19 protein-coding genes are annotated in these 21,034 nt (G+C 45.1%); 5 read left to right on the top strand and 14 right to left on the bottom strand.

Features of this window, described 5'->3' with window-relative positions; all coding sequences use genetic code 11:
* Positions 1-108 precede the first annotated feature (108 nt).
* The gene (locus FC15_RS03385) at positions 109-693 is read left to right on the top strand and encodes a GNAT family N-acetyltransferase (RefSeq protein ID WP_057823973.1); all 585 of its coding nucleotides are present in this window, start codon (positions 109-111) and stop codon (positions 691-693) included.
* A gap of 380 nt (positions 694-1,073) precedes the next feature.
* Here the strand turns inward: FC15_RS03385 and FC15_RS03390 are convergent, their stop codons facing one another.
* The 3 genes from FC15_RS03390 to FC15_RS03400 all read right to left on the bottom strand — a co-directional run bounded on the left by FC15_RS03390 (position 1,074) and on the right by FC15_RS03400 (position 3,795).
* A complete protein-coding gene (locus FC15_RS03390) occupies positions 1,074-2,081 on the bottom strand; it encodes a sodium:calcium antiporter (protein ID WP_057823974.1) in 1,008 nt (335 codons plus the stop codon).
* A 221-nt stretch (positions 2,082-2,302) separates the two neighbouring features.
* Positions 2,303-3,166, bottom strand: coding sequence for a DegV family protein (locus FC15_RS03395; protein WP_057823976.1), 864 nt, complete (start codon positions 3,164-3,166; stop codon positions 2,303-2,305).
* Between the two features lie 212 nt (positions 3,167-3,378).
* Positions 3,379-3,795, bottom strand: a complete 417-nt coding sequence (locus FC15_RS03400) for a MarR family winged helix-turn-helix transcriptional regulator (RefSeq protein ID WP_057823978.1) — start codon at positions 3,793-3,795, stop codon at positions 3,379-3,381.
* A gap of 227 nt (positions 3,796-4,022) precedes the next feature.
* On the opposite strand from FC15_RS03400, the gene FC15_RS03405 reads away from it, so the two are divergent.
* Positions 4,023-5,774, top strand: coding sequence for an Rqc2 family fibronectin-binding protein (locus tag FC15_RS03405; RefSeq protein WP_057823980.1), 1,752 nt, complete (start codon positions 4,023-4,025; stop codon positions 5,772-5,774).
* Positions 5,775-5,903: 129 nt separating this feature from the next.
* Here the strand turns inward: FC15_RS03405 and FC15_RS03410 are convergent, their stop codons facing one another.
* The 9 genes from FC15_RS03410 to FC15_RS03450 all read right to left on the bottom strand — a co-directional run bounded on the left by FC15_RS03410 (position 5,904) and on the right by FC15_RS03450 (position 16,683).
* Positions 5,904-9,098: a carbamoyl phosphate synthase large subunit gene (locus tag FC15_RS03410; RefSeq protein ID WP_057823982.1), complete on the bottom strand. Its 3,195-nt coding sequence runs from the start codon at positions 9,096-9,098 to the stop codon at positions 5,904-5,906.
* Positions 9,098-10,180: a carbamoyl phosphate synthase small subunit gene (locus FC15_RS03415; protein ID WP_057824115.1), complete on the bottom strand. Its 1,083-nt coding sequence runs from the start codon at positions 10,178-10,180 to the stop codon at positions 9,098-9,100. The genes FC15_RS03410 and FC15_RS03415 overlap by 1 nt, the downstream gene beginning before the upstream one ends.
* Positions 10,181-10,317: 137 nt before the next feature.
* Positions 10,318-11,619 (bottom strand): uracil-xanthine permease family protein, encoded by a 1,302-nt coding sequence (locus tag FC15_RS03420; RefSeq protein ID WP_057823984.1) that lies wholly within the window; start codon positions 11,617-11,619, stop codon positions 10,318-10,320.
* A gap of 146 nt (positions 11,620-11,765) precedes the next feature.
* A complete protein-coding gene (pyrR, locus tag FC15_RS03425) occupies positions 11,766-12,281 on the bottom strand; it encodes a bifunctional pyr operon transcriptional regulator/uracil phosphoribosyltransferase PyrR (RefSeq protein ID WP_057823986.1) in 516 nt (171 codons plus the stop codon).
* Between the two features lie 298 nt (positions 12,282-12,579).
* On the bottom strand, positions 12,580-13,125 hold the full coding sequence (locus tag FC15_RS03430; protein WP_057823988.1) for a GNAT family N-acetyltransferase: 546 nt from the start codon (positions 13,123-13,125) through the stop codon (positions 12,580-12,582).
* Positions 13,115-14,074, bottom strand: coding sequence for an RluA family pseudouridine synthase (locus FC15_RS03435; protein ID WP_057823990.1), 960 nt, complete (start codon positions 14,072-14,074; stop codon positions 13,115-13,117). The genes FC15_RS03430 and FC15_RS03435 overlap by 11 nt, the downstream gene beginning before the upstream one ends.
* Positions 14,071-14,547: a signal peptidase II gene (gene lspA / locus FC15_RS03440; RefSeq protein WP_083479065.1), complete on the bottom strand. Its 477-nt coding sequence runs from the start codon at positions 14,545-14,547 to the stop codon at positions 14,071-14,073. Before lspA ends, FC15_RS03435 begins: the two co-directional genes overlap by 4 nt.
* Positions 14,548-14,616: 69 nt before the next feature.
* Positions 14,617-16,284 (bottom strand): formate--tetrahydrofolate ligase, encoded by a 1,668-nt coding sequence (locus FC15_RS03445; protein ID WP_057823991.1) that lies wholly within the window; start codon positions 16,282-16,284, stop codon positions 14,617-14,619.
* A 3-nt stretch (positions 16,285-16,287) separates the two neighbouring features.
* Positions 16,288-16,683 (bottom strand): EbsA family protein, encoded by a 396-nt coding sequence (locus tag FC15_RS03450; protein WP_057823993.1) that lies wholly within the window; start codon positions 16,681-16,683, stop codon positions 16,288-16,290.
* 178 nt (positions 16,684-16,861) lie between these two features.
* On the opposite strand from FC15_RS03450, the gene FC15_RS03455 reads away from it, so the two are divergent.
* From FC15_RS03455 to FC15_RS03465, 3 genes are all read left to right on the top strand, one after another.
* Positions 16,862-17,257 (top strand): reverse transcriptase-like protein, encoded by a 396-nt coding sequence (locus FC15_RS03455; RefSeq protein WP_057823996.1) that lies wholly within the window; start codon positions 16,862-16,864, stop codon positions 17,255-17,257.
* A gap of 72 nt (positions 17,258-17,329) precedes the next feature.
* Positions 17,330-18,205, top strand: coding sequence for a DegV family protein (locus FC15_RS03460; RefSeq protein WP_057823998.1), 876 nt, complete (start codon positions 17,330-17,332; stop codon positions 18,203-18,205).
* A gap of 101 nt (positions 18,206-18,306) precedes the next feature.
* Positions 18,307-19,224, top strand: a complete 918-nt coding sequence (locus FC15_RS03465) for a magnesium transporter CorA family protein (protein ID WP_057824001.1) — start codon at positions 18,307-18,309, stop codon at positions 19,222-19,224.
* Positions 19,225-19,385: 161 nt separating this feature from the next.
* Here the strand turns inward: FC15_RS03465 and FC15_RS03470 are convergent, their stop codons facing one another.
* A complete protein-coding gene (locus tag FC15_RS03470) occupies positions 19,386-19,595 on the bottom strand; it encodes a hypothetical protein (RefSeq protein WP_057824003.1) in 210 nt (69 codons plus the stop codon).
* A gap of 247 nt (positions 19,596-19,842) precedes the next feature.
* The gene (locus tag FC15_RS03475) at positions 19,843-20,985 is read right to left on the bottom strand and encodes a THUMP domain-containing class I SAM-dependent RNA methyltransferase (RefSeq protein WP_057824005.1); all 1,143 of its coding nucleotides are present in this window, start codon (positions 20,983-20,985) and stop codon (positions 19,843-19,845) included.
* Positions 20,986-21,034 lie beyond the last annotated feature (49 nt).

Consider the following 21,034-nt stretch of genomic DNA (forward strand, 5'->3'; position numbering starts at 1 on the left):
CGGCGTCGTTTTTTGATGTCTAAATAATAATCAAGATTTTAACGAGCATCAATGAGATCACGTTCTAAATTCAATGGTTGTTTTTTGAACCCGTGGTGAATTATAATAATGGTCATCATCAATCTATTGATTCAAACAACGAGTGTTTCGATAATCAGCGAAGGAATGATCAAGATGACTTTACAAATTCGTAAACCCGCAGAGACAGATAAAATGGCACTCATCGATTTTCGTGAGGCGTGTCTAAAGATGAGCACGCAAATCCCTGGAACTAGTGAGTTAGCACAATATTCACAAATTGATGATTGGCTAACCGCCATCGGCAAAAATGAAGTTGATCCGGCGCCACAGCTTGTGCCCAGTATTCAGTATGTGATCGTCGATGATCAGCAACCCAATGTTATCATTGGCATGCTCAATTTAAGGCTCGAATTAAACGACTATTTAATGAACTTTGGTGGTCACATTGGCTATGCGATCCATCCTAACCAGCGTCGGCGTGGCAATGGCACCCAAATGTTGGCGCTAGGTTTAGGCAAAGCAAGTGACTATCAATTACAACACGTTCTAATCACGTGTGCAGAGTCCAATATTGGTTCAGCGCGCGTCATTGAGAAAAATGGTGGAATTTTAGAAGACAAGCGACTGGACCCAGCCGATAAGTTGATTAGACGCTATTGGATTGATTTATAAATACTGCGTCAGCCAATGAATTGAGTTCTTCCGGCATCATCTTCAATTATTGACGCAATCATAGAATAAAGTATGTGCAGACGCAGAAAATCATTAATGACCAGATAGCTGACAATTGATCATAGAATGAGCTCGTTTGCTTAATGATGCAGCATTGATGAATGAACAGACAAGATAAAACAGACTGATGACAGCGTTGAGACACAAAAAATTCAGCACTGTTTTTTTGGCAGGTTCGAAAATAAGATGCATTTAAACAAACTAAATCATTCTTCCTGTAATATATATTATGTTAACTAGAATTAATCGATTCGTTTTCATCTTCCGCTGATTTTACTTTTTTGTTTCGGTAACTCCCCTGCTATTTACCATGCGTCACTTTATCCAAAGATGTTGATTAAAAGATAGACGAGATAAATAAACAAGAATAGGATGCCTTCTTTTTTGGTCAGCTCAAATTTCTTGGTGTTGTAAATGGCGATGATGATATAAGCAAAGGTGATCAGAATGAGTGGTAGATGAAATTCTAGAAATTGTAATGGTACAGTGATTGCTGGCTTGGAAAACGCCATGGCGGTTCCGAGTACTAGAAAGACGTTCATTAAGCTTGCACCCATTAAATTACCGAATGCCAAACTGCCGTATCCTTTTCTGGCTGCTGAAACGCTGGTTGATAACTCTGGTAAGCTGGTACCCAATGCGACGATGGTTGCTGAAATAATCGTTGCCGAGACATTGAAGCGCTCTGCAGTGACTTGAACAGTCTGAACTAAAATTGTCGAACTAAATGTGACAATCAATGCAGCCACTAATATCTTGATGATAAGCTGGCTTGTCGAGTGTTTGGATCGTTTTGCTGACGAAGGCGTCTTCTCAACAGTCAAATTTGGACTTGCTGGTGCTTTTGGCGTCCTAAATGATCGAAATAAATATAGCGGAAGAAAAATTAAGAAGCCAATACCTAGCCAAGACGGTAAAATTAATGATTTTGCCGAAAGTTGTGGCAATAGGACTAAAACAATCATCAGCATGCCGCCAATAATTGACCAGACGGCAAGTCGCGATTTTTTCGATACCGGAATGCTGCCATACAATGAGCTGATTCCCAAAATCAAACCGCCATTCGTCATTACCGAGCCTAGTGAGTTACCCAGTGCAAGTTCGGTTGCATGGTTGGCAATTGCAACTAAACTGGTCGAAAATTCAGGTAAGGTGGTGCCAATTGAAACGATGGTCGCACCGATAATCATTTCTGGGACACCTAAGATTTCTGAAAGTTCAATGGCATTTTCAGTTAGATAGTCGGCAGATTTTGATAAGAGCCACAGTGCAGCTAGAAAGCTAATCAAAATGATTAAAAATGGTAGGTTGACAAAAAATTCGTGCATGACTTTCCCCTCTTTAAACGTCAGACGTAAAATAACGTGGATTCAGATGATTCAGCAGTAAAAAGAGCATTCACCCAAGAATTCTTCCTGCCCTAAGAAGAATTAAACCTTGAAGCGAATGCTCAACCGTGATGCTATATTCGAATGTGTGAATACTATTATCATAACATTGATCATTAAATTTAGATACTGGGACGACTTCTCGTTGCGACCAGTTGTTGTTAAGCAAAAATATCAGCCATCCAGGCAATCGCGATTGCCTTCTCACCGAGATGAACACCGATAACCGGTCCGAAGTAGGTGATTTCGATTGTCACGTTGGGGAACTTTTCCGTGAGCTCGTCTGCCCATGCTTGTGCGGCAGGTTCGTCATTGGCGTGTACCACCAGGAGTCGTAGTGGCTGTGTCGATTTAGCTAAGTCTGCGGCGAAAATTTCTTCGGCGCGATGATAAGCTTTTCGAAGTGCCCGCACCTTTTCAAAGGCGGTGATTTGATTTGTTTGTGCATCAAAGGTCAACAGCGGCTTGATCTTCAACATGGAGCCTACGAACGCCGATGTGTTTGACAAGCGACCGCCGCGGACTAAGTTCTGCAGATCGTTGACGATGAAGACCTCATTCATTGTTTGCTTGAGCTGATCTAGCTTGGTCGTGATTTCTTCGACCGTTGCCCCCCGACGAGCCATGATTGCGGCTTCGATAACAAGATAGCCCATTAGCCGGATGGTGATTCCAGAATCATATGGGATGACTCTTAATGCGTGAATCTCTGGTGCCATTGTTGTGAGCGTATTGAAGAAGCCAGAGATCGTACTCGACAAGTGAATCGATAAGACCGTGTCATAGCCTTCATTAGCTAGATCTTCATAAACTTTCAACGTGTCACCCAATGCAGGTTGAGAGGTGCTCGGAAAAGTTTTAGCGGTGCGCAATTTTTCATAAAATGTATCGGTCGGCAAATCAATGCCTTCTTGATAAACGGTGCCATCAATAATGACTGGAATCGATAACACTTTGATGTGATATTTCTCGATTTCGTCTGGCGATAAGTAAGCTGAACTATCGGTAACTATTGCAACTGACAAAATTGAGCTTCCCCCTTAAGTAAACAGGTTAGTTGTATTCGCTCATTCAATGCGCCACTGCTGATTTCAGACGGGCATTGAATTCGCGGCTGTAAAAAACGAACAAGATGACTCTCCTATCATACCATAAAACGATTTTCGACCATATCGATGAGTGAAAGCAACAAGTACTTTACCTCAGCTTATGATAAAATAGGGATTGAGTCGTGTGGTTAGATGTCAGACGTCTTCATATTCTTTAAGAGACGCTGTAGTAACTTGGCAAGCGATTCGATGTCTGTAGTTGACCAATCCTCAGTCCAACTTGCTTGCAACTGTTCTAATCGGTGCCAGAGTTGCTGATGGTGTGCTAGACCTGTGTCAGTTAGACGATATTGACGCTGTCGCTTATCGTTGGTGGTTAAGACGGCAACTTCGCCATGCTTGACTAACGGGGCAAGCTGTCGACTTAACGTTGAAATGTCCAAGGCCAAGATGTCTTTCAATTGTTGCAGATTGACTGAGTGCTCATTCATTCCGAGCAGCAGGCGAATTTGTGAAACGGGTAAATCGGTCTCTTCACTGAGTGCTTGCTCGATCAGATGACTCTGCTTTGCGACGCTAACCACTAATTGAGTGAGATCACGCATGTGGTTTAACTCCTTGTCTCATGACGATTGTTCGAACTAAATGTGTTGATTAAATAGGCTGATGATGAAAAGATACAGTGATTTACAGTGATTGATGAGGCTAAGTGATGTAACCAGTCAAAATAATCACTGAAATTTTCACTATGATACGTATTATACAACAAATTATTTTTCTTGAACCTGTCATTTTGATTTTAATCATGTTTTCCAGAAAGGATTTTTAATTCATGTCATTTGATGGCACTTTTTTACACGCAATGACGGCCGAACTTGCTCAGCAATTCGTCGGCGGTCGTATTTCTAAGATTCAACAACCCTATCCACTTGAAGTGGTGCTCACTATTCGTTCTCAACGTAAAAACTTGCCATTACTCTTGTCTGCTAATGCAAGTTTGGCACGTGCTCAAGTGACGACAATCCCTTATGCTAACCCGCAAACAGCGCCAAACTTCGTGATGACGTTGCGTAAATATCTTGAGAATGCCAGCATCGAATCGATCGAGCAGGTGCAGAATGACCGTATTTTGATGATTAACCTGCGCTCGCGCGACGAATTGGGTGATCAAGAAGATCTACAGTTGATTACCGAAATCATGGGTCGTCACAGCAATATTTTTTTGATTGAGAAATCTTCTCAACGAATCCTGGAGTTGATCAAGCACGTCTCCCCAGATCAGAACCGCTATCGTCTGCTAATGCCAGGTGCACAATACGTACAGCCTGAATTGGCAGATGGCTTTGATCCATTTGATTCACAAATTACAGCTGCGGATTGGGAGCAAGTTTGGTTGCAACTCCGTGATTTGAAAAATAAACCAAGACAGATTTGGCAGCACTTCTATCAAGGATTGGGAACTGATACGGCGCTGGAATTGATCAACCAAACTCGCGGCGCGGGTGATGCGACTGAACTTGTGGAACTGGCAACGACATTCTGGCGACGATTTGATCAAGTCACACCAACAATCGGATTGCAAAACGAAAAACTGCAATTTGCGGCTATTCCCTATGAAACTTTCGCCGATCGACGAACTGGTTTTGCGAATCTGAGTGAGATGTTAGACTGTTTCTTAGGTCAGAAGGCTGAATCTGATCGCAAACATCAGATTGCGAGCGCGTTAATGCAGCGGTTAAGTACGGTGATCAAACGGAATGAGAAGAAGCTCAAAAAGCTGAACCAAACGCTAGCAAGCGCTCAGAATGCGGACGAGAATCGGGTCAAGGGCGAAATCCTGACGACTTATCTTGGACAGGTTCCCGAACACGCGGCCAAAGTAACCTTAGCGAATTATTACGAGGAGAACCAACCAATCACGATTGCCCTCTCCCCTGCGCTGACGCCCGCCAAAAATGCCCAGAAGTATTTTACGCGTTATCAGAAGGATAAGAACGCCAAGATCTATGTGAGCCAACAAATTGAAGAGACGCAAGCCGAATTGGATTATCTAAATGGGATTTCGGCGCAAATCGATGTGGGTGAGCCGAAGGATATCGAGGATGTGCGCGTCGAATTGATTCAGCAAGGTATTTTGCGTCCAGATAATAAAAAGAAGAAACGTAAGTTCAAGATCAGTCCTGCGGAGCAGTTTTATGCTAGCGATGGCACGTCAATTCTCGTTGGGAAAAACAACTTGCAAAATGATCAGTTGACCCTCAAGAAGGCACGTAAATCGGATCTGTGGTTACACACGAAGAATATCCCTGGCTCCCATGTGATCATTGAGGATGCCGATCCTAGCGAAGAAACGATTATGGAGGCAGCCAAGTTAGCGGCTTATTTCTCTAAAGCACGTCAATCGAGTCAAGTCCCTGTAGATTATGTGAAGGTGAAGGCGATTCGCAAACCTAATGGCGCTAAGCCGGGATTCGTCATCTACACCGGCCAAAAAACCGCTTATGTGACGCCAAACGCAGACCTCGTGGAACAACTGAGAAAACGCCCTTTGATTCAGAAGAACACCGATCAGACAAATCAATAACTGAGATTCAAGCGAGATAAAAAGGTCATCATTTTAAATGATGGCCTTTTTGATGTGGCGATTTGGCGTGTGGAGAGGATCGATTCAAAAAGTATCAGATCGGTATAATAGTCATAATCTACAGCGTCGTTAGTCTCCAATCGGTTCAATCGCAAATGCTCGTGATTCAAGCACGACTAGGATTGCATGGGCCTCATCCATTGTTGTGATCAGCGGAACGTGATGCATGACGGCGACTTCTTGTAACATCGCGCCTGAGATGCTCACAGGGCCACGCCATTCTGCGGTGTTAATCACCATTTGGATTTTACCTTGGCTAATTTCCGTGGCAATGTTTGGACGTTTGCCCCCAATTTCATGAACAAGATCGGTGACGAGTCCTGCTTTCTGGAAACTTGCGGCGGTTTTGGCAGTGGCGACGATCTGATAGCCAAGACGCTTGAATCGTTGTGCCATCTGAGCCCCCTTTTCCAAGTCGTGTGAGGCCACAGAGAAGAGGATACGACCATATCCTGGCAATGGTTGTCTGGAAGCTTCTAGAGCCTTATAAAGGGCCTTTTCGAAGGTGAGATCAGTCCCGATGGCTTCGCCCGTTGTCTTCATTTGAGTCGCGGTGACTTTTTCGCGCTTATTAAGCTTTGTAAATGAGAAAACAGGCATCTTGACGTGCACATTATGCATCGGCAGTGACTGATTTTGTGTAAAGCCTTGTTGACTAAGTGAGATGCCCGTTAGCACTTTGACGCCAATTGCAACGACGCGTTGCGCGGTCGTTTTGTCAAGAAACGCTAAGTTGCGGCTGCCCTTGAGATCGATCGCGAGGACGTAGAGCTGATGGTCACGTACCAAGAAACGAATGTTCATGAAGCCGGACGTCTGTAGTTCTTGACCAACGCTCAGAAAGACTTGTTCCATCGCGACGAGCGTTTCCTCAGTCAAATTCTGCGGTGGTGTAATTGTCATTGCATCCCCCGAATGCAGGCTGGAATGTTCCAAATGTTCAAGTACACCGGTAATCAGTACGTGCTCACCATCATAGATCGCATCGACTTCATATTTATCGCCGCGTAAGAATTCACGAACGGTAAATGGAAAATTCAACGTATCTTTTTGGAAATAACGCATGTATTTCGCAAGATCTTCGCGGGAATTCAAAACTTCCGTTGGTGAGAAGACGTGTTGCGGGTTGGGATGGATCAGAATCGGATATGGCAAGGCGTCTTCAGTTGCCAAGTTGGTTTTGAGCATTGCCTGGTCGACAATCTCGCAGACATTTGGCCCTTGAAAATTAAGCTTCGTCAATAACTGCTGTAGTTGGGCGGGCTGATGAACTTGTTCTAAGGCGGCTGAAGATGGTCCTAAAATCTGATAGCCAGCTTCAATCATGCCATCAGTCAACTTGCTGGCTGATTTACCGCCAAGCTGAGTGATGACATAGCTCGGTTGTTCAACTTGAGCCACAGCCAAGGCGGCCTCGAGGTTGATGGGTGCATTGTACAAGGTGTCTGCAAGACCAACGTCTGTGGAATAATTGTCTGGATTATTGTTCAATAAAATTGTTTCATAACCTAACTCACGAAGTGTTAATAAGCCTTGGACGGTCTCGTGATCCACTTCGCTCCCCTGTCCAATTCTCGCGGGACCGGAACCAATGATCAACACGCGTTCTTTATTCGACGCTGGTGTCACCTCGTTGGTCGTCGCAAATGTGCTGAAATATTGATGGGATTTGACCAGTGGCGAACTAGCAATGGCGTTCAGCTCTTGAAAGCCTGCGCGAATATCGGCTTCATGCCGAAGCGCGGCCAATTGTGTGGGTGTGATCTCCCAGAGTTGACTGATCTTCTGATCAGAGAAGCCGTATTTTTTCGCAAGTGCCAGTGTTTCGAGGTCCCCCTTTTTATCCTGGAGGGTTGCTTCGAGACTAACGATGTGTTGGATCTTCTGAATGAAGAACGTATCGATTTTAGACAGATGGTGTAGGTCGTCGATCGAGTAACCACGACGCAAAGCTTCTGCTAAGTAAAAAATCTCCATGTCAGTCGGATAAATCAAACCAATCGTTAAGTCTTCATCACTCAGCTCGGCAATTTTGGATTGCCCTAGGTGATCGATGCCCTGATCCAAGGCGCGAATGCCTTTTAACAAGGCGGCCTCAATATTGCTCTCAAGGATCAGCACTTCGCCAGTTGATTTCATCTCCGGCCCCAAGCGTCGATCAGCACCAGAGATACGATCGAAAGGCCAGCGTGGGAGTTTGCAGGCAACGTAATCAAAGGCAGGTTCAACGAGTGCGGTGCGCCCAGCTTCGAAGGGATGCGGAATCTCGGTGAGTTGTTGACCAACTGCCAATAAGGCGGCAACTTTTGCGACAGGATAGCCCAGCGCTTTCGCGGTAAAAGCGCTCATTCGGCCGAGTCTTGGGGTCGCTTTTAATACCCAGAATTCACCTGTGGCTGGATCCACGGCAAACTGGACGTTGCAGGAGCCGATTACGTTGAGTTGACGGGTAATGTTGATCGCCGCAGTTCTCAATCGTTGAAATTCGCGGTCGGTCAGTGTTTGAATCGGCGCAAAGGCAATTGAATCGCCGGAATGGATGCCAACTTGATTTAATTGTTCGCAATTAAAAATCGCACTGACCTGATCGCTTTGGTCGCGTAAGATTTCAAATTCAAGCTCCTTAAAGCCAGAGAGACTCTTTGTGACCGTGACTTGATGGGTCGGCGATAGTGCTAAAGCGCGTTCGACAATTTCGGTCAGGGCGTTTTCGTCATCGGCTAATCCCCCACCGGTTCCGCCGATGGACTGAATTGGACGAACCATGATTGGCCAGCCGAGTTGCTCGATAACTTGTGGGATGTGCTCGATCGATGAAAGCGTTAGGGTTGGGTTGACATGTAAATGCAACCGATTGAGAATGGTTTCAAAAGCCTGACTATCGCTGGCAGCACGCAGGGTTTGCAAATTAGAACCAATCAGATTCACCTTGAGTTGATCGAGGATCCCTTGATCTTGCAGTGCCATAATTAAATTAACCGCAGATTGACCACCAGCGGTTGCTAGAATCGCATCAGGTAGTTCCTTACGTAGAATCTCCGTCAGGAATTTCTCCGTTAAGGGCTCGAGATAGACGCGGACATTCGCGTGTGGGCTAGTCATCGTCGTCGCCGGGTTAGAATTAACGAGGATGACTTGATAACCAGCGTTCGCCAAAGTCATGACCGTCTCGGCACCAAGGTAATCGAACTCATTGCCTTGTCCAACGACAAAAGGACCCGAGCCAATGACGAGAATCTTATTAATATCAGTTCGTCTAACCATCAGATTTCCCTCCTATGACGAGCAATGGCCGCATCCATTAATTCAATGAAGTCGTCGAAGAAATGGCCACCATCTTTCGGTCCAGCGGCCGCTTCTGGGTCAAAATTAACCGCGTAGATTGGCAAATAACGATGACGAAAACCAACCACTTCATCACCATTGACCGTTACAAAAGTTGCCAGCAAATCTTTCAAGTTATCGTTTTTGCTCAAGCTAAAAGCACTGTTCTGCGCGACGAAATTTGTGATACCGGTGATCTTTTCTTGTACAGCCAAGTTGATTTGATGTTGTGCAATTGGCCTTGTCTCAACAGAGACGTCATTGGCCAAGGCAACGACTGAGAAACCTAGACCGATTGCAAAAATTGGATAATGGCCCTGAATTTCTTTAACGATTTGGATCGTTTTAACCAGCGCCTCGGGTTTGCCAGGACCGTCGCTGATCAGCACCCCATCTGGTGCCAGTGTTTCAATCAGCGAACTAGGCGTGTCAAAAGGTAAAACGGTAATGTTGCAACGACGCTTAGATAATTCACGTAAGACGGTATTCTTCAATCCTAAGTCGAGAACAACAACGTTTTTACCAACGTTGGGACTAGGATAAGGCTGTTTGGTGGAGACTTGGCTGACTTGATTATTCGGGATCACCAAGGCCTTGATCTGATCGTGTGCATGTTCGTCATGCGTATCCATTAGACTTGCCTTCATATTGCCATGTTCGGCAATGTGTCGGTGTAATCGGCGAACATCCACGTTCATCAATCCAGGGATGCGCTGTGCCTTTAAAAAAGCATCCAACGTCATTTGCGCATGCCAGTGGCTAGTTAATGGATAGCCCTCTCCGATCACGACACCTTTAAGCGCTGTGGTAATGTTCTCGTAATCGTCGCGATTAATACCTGTGTTACCTTGTTGAGGGTAAGTAAAGGCCAGAATTTGGCCAGTATAGCTGTAATTAGTGATGGCTTCTTGATAGCCAGTCGCACCAGTGTAGAGTGCTAATCCACCTGTGGTATTGATGGTTGCACCAAAGGCATCCCCGGCAAATACGGTGCCATCTTCTAGAATGAGATATCTTTTCATATGATCAATCTTTCCGAGCTTAAACTCATTATTATTGATGCTTGTCGAATTGATGATGAAATAAATTGAGTGCATATCATAACGCTGTGCCGCAACTAAAATCTTCCGATAAGTCGTGAATCATTGTTTCCTCGAAGTTAATTAGCGGTTGACTCTTTCGGCCGTTCACTAGCTGCTTGTTGTGGCAAGACGAGATTCAAGATGATACCAATGACGGTTGCCAATGCGACACCTGTGAATTGAAAACTGCCTAATTGTAGTGTGACGTTGCCAATCCCAATAATTAGGACACTGGAAGCAATCATTAAGTTGCGGCGCCGATTGAAATCAATCTGGTTTTCAATCAAGATGCGTAAGCCACTGGCAGCGATCACACCGAACAGCAGGAAGCTAATGCCGCCTAAGACCGCTCCGGGAATGCTCTGGATCAGTGCGCTTAATTTACCAATGAAGCTGAAGATGACTGCAAAAATGGCAGCACCGATCAGAACGTACACGCTGTAGATTCGATTAATTGCCATGACGCCAATATTCTCGCCGTAGCTGGTAATTGCAGGACCACCGACAAGCCCGGCAAAGATCGAAGCCATCCCATCACCCGTCAATGTTCGATGAAGACCGGGATCCTTGAAGAAGTTCCGCTTGGTCAAACCGTTGAGGACCATGATATGCCCCATGTGTTCGGTCATCGTCACGAAGGCAATTGGTGCCATCATTAGCATTGCACCCCAGTATGGTTTCGGTTGATAATTAACGAATGGAATTTCGAAGTTGGGCAATCTGAACCACGGTGCAGTCATCACGGGTTTTAAATTAACCAGTCCGAAAAATAATGCAATCAGATAGCCCACGATGATACCCAGTAAGATTGCTATCTCACCCCAGAACCCCTTGAGGAACATATTGAAACCAATGGTAATCAAGAGCGTTAACATCGCAACAGCTAATACCTTCAAGTCATAGTGACCCTGCGTATTGACGGTTGCATCCTTGGCAGCAGATGAAGCCAAGGATAAACCAATGGTCATCACGATTGGACCGACAACGATTGGTGGTAGCGCACGATCGATCCAACCAGTTCCAAAGCGTGAGACGATTAGGGCCACGATGAGATAGACGAGACCGACAGAAATAATACCTTGAGAAATCGCGGGGTACCCTGCAGTTTTCATCAGTGCCTGCATCGGAATGATGAAGGCGAAGCTAGAACCCATGTAGGCTGGAATCTTCCGCTTGGTGATCAAAATATGGAGCAGCGTGCCAACGCCCGAGCTGAACAGCGCGATTCCTGGGTCGAGACCAACAAGAATGGGAACAAGCACGGTTGAACCAAACATGGCGAATAAATGTTGAATCGATAAGGCGACCCAAGCACCAAATTTAGGCTTATCTTGAATATCTAATACAAAATCTGCATCATGTTTGTTGACTGTTGGCATGGATTAATTCTCTCCTTTTATGATTGTCTGTGAATGATATAAAAGCAAAAGTCACCTTAACCGATTTTTGAAGTCGTGTCATTGGGAACAAGTGGCCGCAATTAAATCGGATCCTCCGATTCGTGCCGCGTAATGCGTCAGTTGTTTTAATCCAGAACGACTTGATCCAGTGAGTCGACTTCATTGACCATCACTTTAATTGATTCTTCGTGAGATGTCGGGATGTTTTTACCGACAAAGTCTGGTCGAATAGGTAATTCGCGGTGACCACGATCGATCAACACGGCGAGTGAGATCTTTTGTGGTCGGCCACTATCCATGATAGCGTCGAGTGCAGCTCGAATCGTTCGTCCTGTGTAAAGTACATCGTCGACGAGAACGATGTTTTTGCCTGTGATTGGTAAATCGATCTTGGCGGTAATGCTGGCCGACTTATTGGGGCGATCATCACGATAGTTCGTAATATTCAAGTCAGCGACGGGTAATTGCGAGCCCTCGAGTTGCGCGATTCGCTGCGCAATTCGCTGCGCCAGATAAGCACCACGTGTTTCGATGCCGACAATGACTAAGTTTTCGAGCCCCCGATTCTGTTCGATAATTTCGTAAGTAATACGCGTCAACGCACGCTGCATTGCCGTTGAATCCATGATGACTTTTGCCATAGCCTTTACTCCTTTTGTTTTTTTATCCTAAAAAAAGAACCCCATGCATCAGTGTTAATACTGATCATGAGGTTCGAGTTATCCTTCGTTGTTTCGATAATTAGCTGAATTGTCGACAAGTCTGAATACCTTCTTAGCCTCACGGGACCAAGTTAAAGGATAGATTAGTCTAAGTATAGAGAATGCGTTTAAGAATGTCAATCTAAAAATTGGTCGAGGACAGTCATCTTGATTGTTGATTGCTGACGATCTAATTGGATCCGCAACTTTCATGCCTTCAAACTGACTTGAAGTGAGGCTAAATCTGGTGAGATCCACGGAGTTGTTGAAATTCAGCAGCTGTCATACCGTAACGCTTCTGGTTGCGTAAGACGCCACGCAAATTAAAAGCGTTCCTAGCTAGACCTTCGTAGGTAAACTGACAACGTTGAAGGACGTGCTCTGAGGCCTGATTTTCTGCCACTAACTCTGCAAAAACATAGGGTGCTGACTGTTCCTCGAAGAGATAGCGCAACGCACCGCGAGTCGCTTCGGTTGCCAAACCCTGATGCCAATAATCGGAATGGAAAATATAACCAACTTCCCATGTTCCGAGAAATTCACTGAACATCATGGTCAAGACGCCAATCAGTTGTTGGTTAGTTTTGTCAAGAACGGCGCATCCTAGAAGCGGATCGAGATAATATTTCTCGAAGGATGACTTGGCTTCTGTCAGTGTTTGTGGCCGCTGATAACCAAAAGCCCCCCAAGCTGTGGCCTGTTCGTCTTGAACCAGATGGAAATAAGCTGCGAAGTCAGATTTTTGTGGATCTCTCATGATCAATCGGTTTGTTTCAAAGAGCACCCTGCTCACCTCGTTTACTGTGATCACCACTCGTTGTGTGTTGAGTCTCGGCACGCAGACGAGCAAGTGTTGCTTCGAAGATTGGTGGTAACGGTGCTTCGAAAGCTAACCACTCACCGGTTGTCGGATGTGTGAATCCTAACTTCGCGGCGTGCAAGAATTGTCCGTTACCCGCTAATGTCTTCTTAGGCCCGTAGAGCGGATCACCAGCGACCGGATGCTCAATATATTGGAAATGAACTCGAATCTGATGCGTTCGGCCTGTCTCCAATCGACAACGAACTAACGTGAAGCCTTCGAAGCGCTCAACCACTTCAAAATGGGTCACGGCATGTCGACCACCGGCGACGATTGCTTGTTTCTGACGATTCTTAGGATCACGGGCAATTGGCGCATCGATCGTCCCCTGATTTTCTTTGATAACGCCATGTACCAATGCCAAATATTCGCGCAGATTGGTTTTGGCTTTCAATTGTGCGGACAGACTCTGATGAGCAACATCGGTTTTAGCCACCATTAATAGCCCAGACGTGTCACGATCAATTCTGTGAACGATGCCAGGACGAATCTTGCCATTGATCGATGAGAGCTGGCCGTGTGCTAATAAGCCATTGACCAACGTGCCATGCGTATGCCCCGGTGCGGGATGCACAACCATTCCCTGAGGCTTATTGACCACAATCACTTGGTCGTCTTCATAAACAATATCGAGATTCATCGGTTCAGGCGCTGCTTCGATGGGCTCTGGTTCAGGTAAATGAACCAAAATCAGATCGCCAACCTTGACGAGTGTCTTGGCCTTGACTAATTGCCCATTTACCGTGACTAGCTGGTTCTTGATGGCGTTCTGTGCCTGAGAACGACTCACCTCTGGTATCAGCAGCGCAATGACTTTATCCACGCGACCTTGCTGATCTTCCGTTTCGACCGTCGCTTGATAATCACTCATTTCGACTTCGTCACCTCTTCTTCTCGATCCAAAAAAATCACGTAAATAAATAAGAGAATAACGCCGACGGTCAATGAAAGATCCGCAACGTTAAAGATTGGGAAGTTGATAAAATCTAACTGAAACATGTCGACAACGTAGCCATTGATGACGCGATCAATCAAATTGCCGATCGCGCCGACGATAATTAAGATTAAACCGCTGAAATAGACCAAGCTCATTTTTTTACGATAGGCTTGAACGAGCAGCGGAATTAGAATCACTAAGGCAACGGCACCTACGAGGTAGAAAAACCAAGTCTTTCCCTCTAGCATGCTCCAAGCAGCACCAGAGTTATGGATTTTTGTCAATGAAATAACACCAGGCAGCAGTTGATCCGCGCTACCATAGCTGACATTGTTCGTAATCCAATTTTTTAAAAGTTGATCGGCACCCATGACGGCGAGTCCAATCAAGATAATCAAAATACGCATAATTTTCTCCTTCACCAACGTCACTGTTCCGACAAAATTTCGCCGAATGGTGTTTTGTCTGGCTGTAATTTAGAAAAGCCCAGTAATATGGCCGTTACGATCAATGTCAATTTTCTCAGCAGCGGGGTGTTTCGGTAATCCGGGCATGGTCAAGATATTGCCAGCTAAGGCGACAATGAAGCCAGCACCGAGTTTAGGAATCAGATCGCGCACGGTCAACGTGAAACCAGACGGTGCCCCTAAAAGTTTAGGTTGATCAGAGAATGAATACTGTGTCTTAGCAATACAAATTGGCATTGCATCCCAGCCGTTTTTTTCGATCAAGCGAAGTTGTTGTTTCGCCTTGCTAGTGAGTTCTACATCTTTCGCACCATAAATTTCTTGTGCAATGGTCGTGAGTTTATCCAGGACAGGTCGGTCATCTTGATAAAGTCGCGTATAGTCTGATTGCTCCTCAGTCGCAGCTTCAATGACAAAATCAGCTAAATCTAGACCACCCTCGCCACCGCGTTCATGAACATCTGTAACAGCACTGGTCAAACCTTCTTGACTGATCAAATCTTGTAGGACGGCCAATTCATTCTCGGTATCGGTGGTGAAACGGTTAATGCTAACAACGACAGGTATGCCATAACGTTGCATGTTCTGCAGATGGCGGTGTAGGTTGAGATATCCCTTTTCTAAGGCACGTGTGTTTTCGGTATTGAGTTCTGCCAATGCTTGGCCACCATTGTACTTCAGAGCGCGGATGGTGGCGACAACAACAATCACGTCCGGTGCTTTGGATAAGTGTGGCGTCACGATGTCTAGAAACTTCTCAGCACCCAAGTCGGCACCGAAGCCAGCCTCAGTCAAGGCATAATTTCCCGCATGGATGGCCGCTTCTGTTGCCAGAATACTGTTACAGCCATGGGCAATATTTGCGAATGGTCCACCGTGAATGATGGTTGGGGTGTGTTCAAGCGTCTGAACCAAATTAGGCTTGATGGCGTCCTTCAGTAGGACAGTTAAGGCACCTTCAACTTTTAAATCGCGAACGAAAACAGGTTGCCGATCCTTGGTGTAGGCAATCAAAATTTGACCGAGGCGCTTTTTCAAGTCTTCAAGATCAGTGGCTAGACACAAGACGGCCATCATCTCACTTGCAACCGTAATGTCAAAACCATCTTGGCGCATTTCGCCATTGGCCGGCTTACCCAATCCGATCACCGTTTCGCGCAAGGCACGATCATTGATGTCTAAGGCACGCTTCCAAACGATCCGTTTCGGATCGATGTTCAGCGCATTCCCTTGGTGTAAATGATTGTCGATCAATGCGGCTAAGGTGTTGTTGGCTGCAGTTAAAGCGTGCATGTCGCCAGTAAAATGCAAATTAATATCGGCCATCGGCATGACTTGAGCATAGCCACCGCCTGTGGCACCACCTTTCATTCCCATGACTGGACCCAAAGAAGGTTCACGCAAGGCAATGACAGGATGTTGACCGCGTCGTTGCAAAGCATCGGCTAAACCGACGGTGACGGTTGACTTGCCCTCACCTGCTGGCGTCGGGTTGATTGAAGTCACTAGGACTAATTTGCCTGCCGGATTTTGATTCAGTTGTTGAAGTGCAGCCATCGAGAGTTTGGCTTTGTCGTGACTATAAGGCTCGATCAAATCCGAAGTTAAACCAATCTTGGTGGCGATTTTCTCAATTGGTTCAGGAGTATTTTGTTGTGCAATTTCGATATCTTCCATGTATTATTGACCTTCCCAGATGTCGATCAGCTGCTGACGCTTCTTGTGGGTCATCCAGAAACGGTAACTGATCTGATGTTGTAATTCAATTTGTAGACTGTGCGGAGATTGTTTGATTGAGACGATTTGAGCCGGCATCAATACCAGAGGTTGGCGGCTAAACGGATAGTGCGCGTCGATGATTTTCGTTCTTGGATCGATTCGGATGAAGCTGCTCAAGAAAAGATAGCCCGTCAAGACGACAAATAAAACGGCTAAGCCAACTCCGATCCAGCTGACACTGTCCGTCTTTTCAAGTTGTAAGATGATTGCTAGAAATAATAAACAAGTGACCCATAGCCAAAGATTGAGTCGATTTAAAGTTAATGGTTGGCAGTAAATTTTATTTTTTTTAGACATGTTTTTCCTCACCTAATTATCTTATCATAGACTTATGTAAAAGTTGGTGAATGTTCTTCAAAATGTTGCCGAATGCTTGAAGCAGCTTTCTTTGACTAGTATACCTAATTTTGAAATGGTCGGTGGCGCTTCAATGTCCCTTTAATAAAACTTTCAGCTTTAAACAGGAGGTTCAGATATGATTTGGTTAACGACAGATGCGGCGGTGGATGCCAAAAAAAGGCTTGCTGGGATTGGCTTCATCATACACAACACGAATCGTTCGATTGATCATCGCGTTGCACGTCAAATCTCCTATCAAGATAATCATCATGCTGAGTTCATGGCGGTCTTAGCAGCCGTTGAAATGCTAGTGACGAATTATCCGGCAGTCGCACAGGAAACTGTGATCTTACAAACCGATAGTCAGATTGTTCAAGACAGTTTAGAGAAACGTTATGCGAAACACTATCAGGTCGAAACCGATCAGATCTTACGTCTGACGGATCAATTATCCTTATTCTTGATACAATTGATTTCAGATCGAACCAATCATGCCGCACATCAATTGGCCCGGCAGGCAATCTATGGCTAAAACGCCATCAATTGAGGATTTTAGAAATCTATGTTAGAATTTAAAAGATTTGATTGTAAAGGGGTCTACATTATGAAAGTTGCGGTTATTACCGACAGTGCCACCTATCTTACACCTGAACAAGCAGCAGAATATCATATTCATGTCTTGCCTATCCCGATTCTGTGGGGTGACGAAACGCTGCGCGACATGATTGATATCAACCAAGTCCAATTCTATGAACGATTACGAACCGACTCAGTTTTGCCAACGACTTCTCAACCATCAATTGGTGAGACCGAAGAACTGGTTACGCAATTAGTCGCGGAAGGTTACGAGGCGGTGATTATGCCAGTAATTTCTAGTGGTTTAAGTTCATTCTACGAGAATTTAACCGCCTATGCCCAACGCGAAACGCGGCTCAAAATTTATCCATTTGATACACATATTACATGTGCTGGCACCGCTTATGCTGCATTGCTTGCCGGTAAAATGGCACTTGCAGGCAAGACGCCTGAGGAAATCATGGCAGCACTGTATGAACTCCGCGAGACCACTCATGTTTTATTCATGGTCGACGATCTCGAACATCTACGCCGTACCGGTCGCTTAAGCAATGCCTCGAGTTTTGTTGCCGGCCTGTTGAAAATCAAACCGATTTTGGGCATGGATGTCGATCACAATGGTAAAGGTGAAATTTCCGCGATTGCCAAAGAGCGCCAAGCAAAACGCGCTTATGAATGGATTGCGAGCCATTTTGGTGAAGCCATCAAAGACGTCGATTATCCGGTCCGTGCGACTATTTTTGATGCCAACGCGCCTGAAGCCAAACAAGCTTGGATCGACGATCTGTCTAAACGCTTCCCTAATGTGACTTTCGAAGGCAGTATCATTGGCCCAGTCGTGGGTGTCCACACGGGTGAAAACGCCATGGCCTTTATCTGGGGTCGTGATTGGGACAAAATGTAACTAAATCAAGATGACTTAGCTGTTTTCCTCGTGTTGAATTTAATCACGAAGTAAACAGCTATTTCACTAGTCTTCATTTCAAGGAGGTCGCGATTGCACAGATGATTAGAGTGAGTCCATTGACACAAGCAAACAATCAAGTCATTGCTGTCACCAACATGGATGACCAAGATCGACGGGCACTGAAGGTCAATTATCATTTAACCGATAAATTTCTTGCCTACGTAGCGGACCCTGTTGAACGTGCACGGGTCGAATATAACGAATTCACCGAAACTTGGTTGATCGTCTATAATTTGTCTCTGGCGGTTACGGGTGAGTCGCATAAAGTTATTCAGCCAATCAGCCTAGTCATTCATCACAATCAGTTGATTGTCTTCGTGACGGATCAAACCAGTTTTATTCTCGATGAAGTCAACTCGTTGACGGCCGCAGATCAAACACAGGGCGTCTGGGATGCGGTTTTCGATCTACTTTACCAAGTGACAACTGATTATTTCGACTATATTCAACAAATGGGTGAATTACGGGCTAATATCGAAGAACAGTTGCATCATCATAGTAGCTCGAAGCAGATCTTCAACCTAGCCGACCTCAGTAAAAACCAAACTTACTTTTTGACCGCCGCCAATGGTAATCTGATTACGATCTCCCAATTGCGCTTGCTGATTGGTCAAGGCACCCGTTTGAAGTTAGATCAACGCACGATTGCGCATCTTGCAGAAATCGAAGTCGAAGCCAAACAGGTCCAAGAGATGCTGGAACTGAATTCTGACATCGTTGATAAAGTTTCGAACACCTATAATAATTTGCTGAATATCAACTTGAACAATGTCATGAAAGTCTTGACGATTTATTCAGTCGTCTTGATGATTCCGCCGATTATTTTCGGCTTTTATGGTATGAACACCTTCCTCCCCTTCGCCGACAAGGATTGGGGTTGGATTTTCACAATTGTGATCACAATTATTCCTAGCATTTATATCATTTATCGATTGAAACACAATCACTTTATCTAGCCACAAATTAAAAACCGATGCCTCCGAAAGATTGCGTCGTTGAACTGAACCTCCCGATGTTGGACCAAATCCAATATCGGGGGTTCAGTTTTCATCGTGCAATCAGACCGAAGCATCGGTTTTTGTGTGATGAATCTAAAATCAAAGTTATGCTAACTCGGTCAAAAACGGCCAAACAGCCCAGCAACACCGGCTAATCCAATGACTAGCATTAGAATTCCAGCAACTAGACTTGTCCAAATTGCCATTGGCATGAAGGCATTCTTTGTTTTGACTTGACCAGACTCGATCTGGTGAGTCGTTTTGTAAACCATATAAATCTCAAAAGCCCCCACCACAGCAAAAATAAGTCCTAAAATGGTAATAATCATTTCTTGCCTCCTTTCAACATTTTTTCACGATAACAATCCAAAACAAAACCCTTTTGTAATCGATTAAAAACTAATGTTAACATTATATTTTTTAAAACAACTCTTTGTGTATTTTTTATTAAAATCATTTTGATTTGAGCACACAACTTATCTTAGCTTTCTCGATCTATTGGATAAATAGTCTGTTTAACCAAAATCACCTCACACCGCCTGAATTGGGCGAATGTGAGGTGATTTTGGTTGGCCTTTATTTTTTAGAAGATTTGTAATCAGGTTTGCCCCAGAATTGGAAGAGATCGGTTCGAAGGTAACCGTTATATAGTTTGCGGCGTTTCGTGGCTTGTTGGCCATAGAAACGTTCAAATTCCATGTCGCTGGTTAGGATGTACTTGCTCCAAGTTGTCAATGAATTGAAGGCGTTGCCGAGATCTCGATAGATTTCGCGAGCTTTTTGCTGATCATTGAGTCGTTTACCATAAGGTGGATTTGCGATGATGATGCCGTTCTTCAGGTCGGTTTTGAAATCTTTGACGGCCAGTTGCTTGAACTGGATGTCATGAAGAACCCCTGCTTCGTTGGCGTTGACTTTTGCCAAGTCGATCATGCTTTGATCGATATCGTTAGCCATGATGGTCAGCTCAATGTCTTGCTTAATTGCGGCTTGAGCCTCAGCACGAGCATCTAACAACCATTGTGGATTAAAGCTGGCGAATTGTTCGAAGGCAAAATGGCGCTTGATGCCAGGCGCAATATTTCTTGCTTTTAAGGCTGCCTCGATGGCAATGGTCCCGGAACCTGTCATTGGATCTAAAAATGGATCGTTGGCACGATAAGGGGTCAATGCAATCAATCCAGCGGCAAAGTTCTCCTTCAAAGGTGCTTCACCATGATCGATCCGGTAGCCTCGTTTGAATAAGCTATCACCGGTTGTATCGATCAGGATTTCTGCACGGTCCTTCAGCAGCCGCACATCAACTTTGGTTGTGGCACCTGTTTCTGGCAAACGTGTGCGCCGATGATAAATGTCTTGCAGACGAGAAACAATCGCTTTTTTTGTAATCGACTGAACGTCGGGCACACTATGGAGCTTCGACTTGACGGAACGGCCAGTCACTGGAAAATGTGCGTCCATGGCTAAATAATTCTCCCACGGAATCGCGTTCACCTGATCAAACAAGGCAGTGAAATCGTCGGCACGAAAACTATCAACGACAATCATGACCCGATCGGCGACGCGCAACCAAAGATTCGTCCGGATGATGTCATGCTCATCCCCCTCAAAGTTTACCCGACCGTTCTCAACGGTGGTCCGATAGCCGAGGTCCTTTAATTCGGTGTTAACAACTGATTCAAAACCTGCGGCTACCGTCGCGATCAATTGGTATTTCATTTGATCCACTCCATTCCATTCTTGTTGTCGCTATGTTTAAAGAATCTAT

This window comes from Lapidilactobacillus concavus DSM 17758 (assembly GCF_001435835.1).
GTDB classification, from domain to species: domain Bacteria; phylum Bacillota; class Bacilli; order Lactobacillales; family Lactobacillaceae; genus Lapidilactobacillus; species Lapidilactobacillus concavus.